General features: G+C 38.0%; 4 protein-coding genes. 2 read left to right on the top strand and 2 right to left on the bottom strand.

The window, feature by feature from the left end; genetic code table 11:
- The first annotated feature begins 117 nt into the window (after positions 1-117).
- Positions 118-903, top strand: a complete 786-nt coding sequence (locus tag V7659_RS24820) for an IclR family transcriptional regulator (RefSeq protein ID WP_335542788.1) — start codon at positions 118-120, stop codon at positions 901-903.
- Between the two features lie 25 nt (positions 904-928).
- Positions 929-1,864 (top strand): amidohydrolase family protein, encoded by a 936-nt coding sequence (locus tag V7659_RS24815; protein WP_335542787.1) that lies wholly within the window; start codon positions 929-931, stop codon positions 1,862-1,864.
- Positions 1,865-1,906: 42 nt separating this feature from the next.
- Here V7659_RS24815 and sda read toward each other — a convergent pair whose 3' ends face one another.
- Positions 1,907-2,032, bottom strand: a complete 126-nt coding sequence (sda, locus tag V7659_RS24810; protein WP_335542786.1) for a sporulation histidine kinase inhibitor Sda — start codon at positions 2,030-2,032, stop codon at positions 1,907-1,909.
- Between the two features lie 36 nt (positions 2,033-2,068).
- Positions 2,069-4,138 carry a bifunctional aldolase/short-chain dehydrogenase gene (locus tag V7659_RS24805; protein WP_335542785.1) on the bottom strand — a complete coding sequence of 690 codons (2,070 nt, stop codon included), beginning with the start codon at positions 4,136-4,138 and terminating at the stop codon, positions 2,069-2,071.
- Positions 4,139-4,206: the final 68 nt, after the last annotated feature.

Here is a 4,206-nt window from a genome sequence, read left to right as displayed (position 1 = left end):
AAATAATTTTAATTTTTAAAAAATAACTTTTCTTTTCTTTTTTCTTTTGATATATTGACCACTATAAAGCAACCTAGTTTTACATAATGAAACAGTGGGTATGGGGAGGAATGAGTTATGGAAACAAAGAAACAGGAAGAAAATTATCTTTCTTCCTTAAAAAATGCTCTTCGGATCTTAAATAGTTTCTCGATGGATGAACCTGAAAAGAAAATTGGTGAAATTTCGACTTCTCTAGGATTAAACAAAAGTACAGTCAGCCGAACCATGGCAACCCTTGCAAGTGAAGGGTTCGTGCATAAAGATCCCGAAACTAAAAAATATCGCTTAGGCCTCTCTATTCTTACTCTTAGCGGTGTCGTATATAGTTCAATGGATATCTATCGTGACTCACAGCCGGTCTTAAACAAACTAGTTGAGACACTTGGTGAAACCGCTCACATATCTGTTTTAGATCACTCAGATGTCATCTATCTTCATAAAGTAGAATGCAATCATCCTATTCGGTTCTTAACTCATGTTGGCCGAAGAAATCCACCTTACTGTACTAGTTCAGGGAAAGTTTTACTAGCATTCTCTGATGAAGATGTGACGAAGAGCGTAATCGAAAAAAAAGGGCTTCATAAATACTCAAAAAACACGATTACAGACACCGATATGCTTCATGCTCACTTACGTGAAGTAAGGAAAAATGGCTATGCATCTGGTGTCGAAGAATTACTTGATGGAGTCACTTCTATTGCTGCACCGATTTATGATTACAAAGGAAAAGTAATTGCAGCCTTATCCATTGTGGGTCCAAAGCAGCGATTCCCAGCTCATAAAATTCAAAGTATAGCTAAAAAGGTTATTAGTGCTGGTTTAGATATTTCTAGAAATATGGGATATCGAAAAATAAATTAATATAATCGTATAGGAGTGATAGTTAATGCATGATTTTCATACTCATTTTATTCCACCGGAAGTGATCGCCTGGCTTCAAGACAATCAGAAGATCATTAATGCGAAATGGATCCAAAAAGATGGCACGAAAGAGCCGTTCTTAACGATTAATGAAAAATGGGGATTTGAGTTGAAAAAGGGCTTTATTGATGGTGAATATTATTTGTCCGAACAGGAAAAAGCGAGTGTTACTCATTCACTTATCTCACCAATCCCCCAACTGTTTCTCTATGATTTCCCTGAAGAAATAACCACTGAAATGGCTGCTTTATACAATCATGCATTAGCCAATTGGACCAATAAAACACCTCAGAAACTATCTGCCTTAGGAACTGTCCCTCTCACCAATCCAGAAAAAGCGGCTCAAGTATTAAATCAGGCGATGAATTTGGGATTAAAAGGAGTCATCATTGGTCCGGGTTTATCTGACTATATGTTATCTGATGACTTTTTTATCCCTTTCTTCGAAGAAGCCAATCGATTACATGCGATTGTTTTTATTCACCCATTACTATGTGAAGACCCGCGGTTAAAGCGAAGAATGATGCCTAATTTAATTGGTGTACCTTGGGAAACAACTGTTTGTGCAACAGACATTCTTTTAAGCGGAATGATTGATCAATATCCGAATGTAAAAATATTATTTGCACATGGCGGAGGTTTCCTGCCCTATCAAATTGGCAGACTTGATAAAGGTTATGAACAATGGGGGCTCGTCTCTTCCAAACTGAAAGCAAAACCATCTGAATACTTAAATCGCTTTTGGTATGATACCGTTTTATGGAGCCCTGATAGTATTGATTTTCTTATTAAAACAGTCGGAGAAGACAGAGTCGTTCCTGGTTCTGATTACCCTTTTGACCTCTCGATGTGGCCTCCGAAGGAATTTATTACAAAAGGTGCTAGTTCGATTTTCGTATAGATGAAAAAAGTTGACCCCTTTTATATAGGAGTCAACTTTTTGTTAATTCATAATGAATCGTTTTCTATCTAACTCGTTTACTATTAAATCAATAAAGTCTTGTCTTAAATTTAACTCAATTGCTTTATTTAGTGTTTCGAGCAATTGTTCCATGCTTAATTTCTGCATAATCATATCACTCCAAAAACTTTTTACGTAAAAATCTTATCTAGTAAATGCAGCAGGCACTCCGCCATCCACCGTTAACATACATCCAGTTGTTCTGTCTGATTTTGATGAAGCAAAGAATGCAATTGATTCTGCAATATCTGATGGATAAATATTTACGAGTAAGGTCGTGCGTTTACGGTAATGCTCTTCTAATTGATCCGGATCGATCCCATATGCCGCAGCACGTTCCTCACGCCATCTTGAACCCCAAATTGCTGAACCTTGAAGAACCGCATCCGGAAGAACAGAGTTTACACGAATTCCATATTCGCCGCCTTCAGCCGCAATACATCTTGCTAAGTGTGTTTCAAGTGCTTTCACAGAGCTGTAGGCTGCAGCATTCTTACCAGCGTACACAGAGTTTTTCGATCCGATAAACACCATGTTACCGCCAATCGCTTGATCTTTCATTTGCTTAAATGCTTCGCGGGCAACTAAGAAGTAACCTGTACCTAATACATTCATATTTAGATTCCACTCTTTGAGAGTTGTTTCTTCGAATGGACTTGATGTTGCAAGACCTGCATTGTTGACAATAATATCTACACCGCCATATGTTAGTGCGGATTGATTAAAAGCAGTTTGAACTTGCTCTTCACTCGTAACATCCATCTTAACAGCAATAGCACGATTCGCTCCGAATTTTTCGTTAATTTCAGCAGCAACTTTTTCTGCACCTTCTAAATTTAGATCAGCTAGCACAACATGAGCACCTTCTGAAACAAGACGACGAGCTGTTGCACTGCCAATTCCACCCGCTCCTCCAGTGATAAAAGCTACTTTTCTGGAAAATTCCGCCTCTCGTGGAGCAAGAGTTAATTTATATAGCTCTAATGGCCAATATTCCACGTTATAAGATTCATTCTCGCTTAAAGATACAAAGTTTCCTAATGTGGTAGAACCTTTCATAACAGCAATGGCACGATGATATAAGGCGCCGCTCACTCTAGAATTGTTAATATCTTTTCCAGAGTTCACCATACCAACCCCAGGAATGAGAATGACACGTGGAGCTGGTTCAAACATTTTATCACCTTGATTTTTGTTACTATCAAAATATTCTTGGTAAGCTGCTTTGAAACTGGCAACTCCTTCTTTAATACTAGCAATTAGCGCATCCACATCTTTTGATTGCGGATCCCAGTTGATATAAAGTGGGACCATTTTTGTGTGAACTAAATGGTCTGGACATGCCGCACCGATTTGTGAAAGCTCAGGTGCATTTTGGCTGTTAACAAATTGCAAAACATCTTCTCCACGGTCATAGGTTAATAGCATTTTCTTTTCTTCACTTACTGCACCGCGGATGATTGGCATTACTTTTGCTAAAATACTAGTTGCTTCTTCCTCGGAAAGAGATTGATATTTTTGTCCGCCAAATACAGACGCTTCATCGATTCTTTCATTAATATATTGTTCTGCTTCATTGATGATTTCAATTGTTTTTGCGTAAGACTGTTCAGATGTTTCTCCCCAAGTAACAAGTCCGTGTTTTTCCATTAAAACAAGCTCAGCATTTGGGTTATTTTTAACTCCTTCTGCGATCATTTTTGAAAGTGTAAAGCCAGGACGTACATACGGAACCCAGACAAAACGATTTCCAAAAATCTCTTCAGCAAGCTGTTTTCCGTTATCAGCACAGCAAAGGCTAATAATCGCATCCGGATGTGTATGATCTACATGTTTAAATGGCAAGAACGCATGCAATAATGTTTCGATCGATGCTCTTGGATGTTTGCTGTCAATCATACAATGTGAAAGATAAGCAACCATATCTTCATCTGTCATTTCATCGCGTTCAAATAATGGACGAATATCTTCTAAATTTAATCCAGTAAAGTTTTGTGCTTTCATAGTCGCTAAATCAGAACCGCTGCCTTTTACCCACATTACCTCGATATCGCGTCCACGGAAATCCTTTTCAATTGTTTTCATGGAAGTATTGCCGCCCCCCCAGTTACATACGGCACGATCTGTTCCAATTAAATTGGAGCGATACACTAATTCTTCTACCCCTTTTGAAACCTGTGAAGCTTTTTCAGTATCCCAAAGATTCTTTACCATCCCGATTCCTCCGTTTGTATGTATATATGTTTATTAACTTCTGTTTTAATTATATATTATTTTTGTTT

The sequence above is a fragment of the Neobacillus drentensis genome (assembly GCF_036966985.1).
Classification (GTDB): Bacteria; Bacillota; Bacilli; order Bacillales; family Cytobacillaceae; genus Neobacillus; species Neobacillus drentensis_E.
Note: the sequence above shows the minus strand (reverse complement) of the source record. Positions and strands in the feature narration are given on the sequence as shown.

Bases quoted from the DNA above. Each gene is read 5' to 3' on its own strand.
- V7659_RS24820 (WP_335542788.1), top strand. From the start codon at position 118: ATGGAAACAAAGAAACAGGAAGAAAATTATCTTTCTTCCTTAAAAAAT.
- sda (WP_335542786.1), bottom strand. From the start codon at position 2,032: ATGCAGAAATTAAGCATGGAACAATTGCTCGAAACACTAAATAAAGCA.
- V7659_RS24805 (WP_335542785.1), bottom strand. From the start codon at position 4,138: ATGGTAAAGAATCTTTGGGATACTGAAAAAGCTTCACAGGTTTCAAAA.
- V7659_RS24815 (WP_335542787.1), top strand. From the start codon at position 929: ATGCATGATTTTCATACTCATTTTATTCCACCGGAAGTGATCGCCTGG.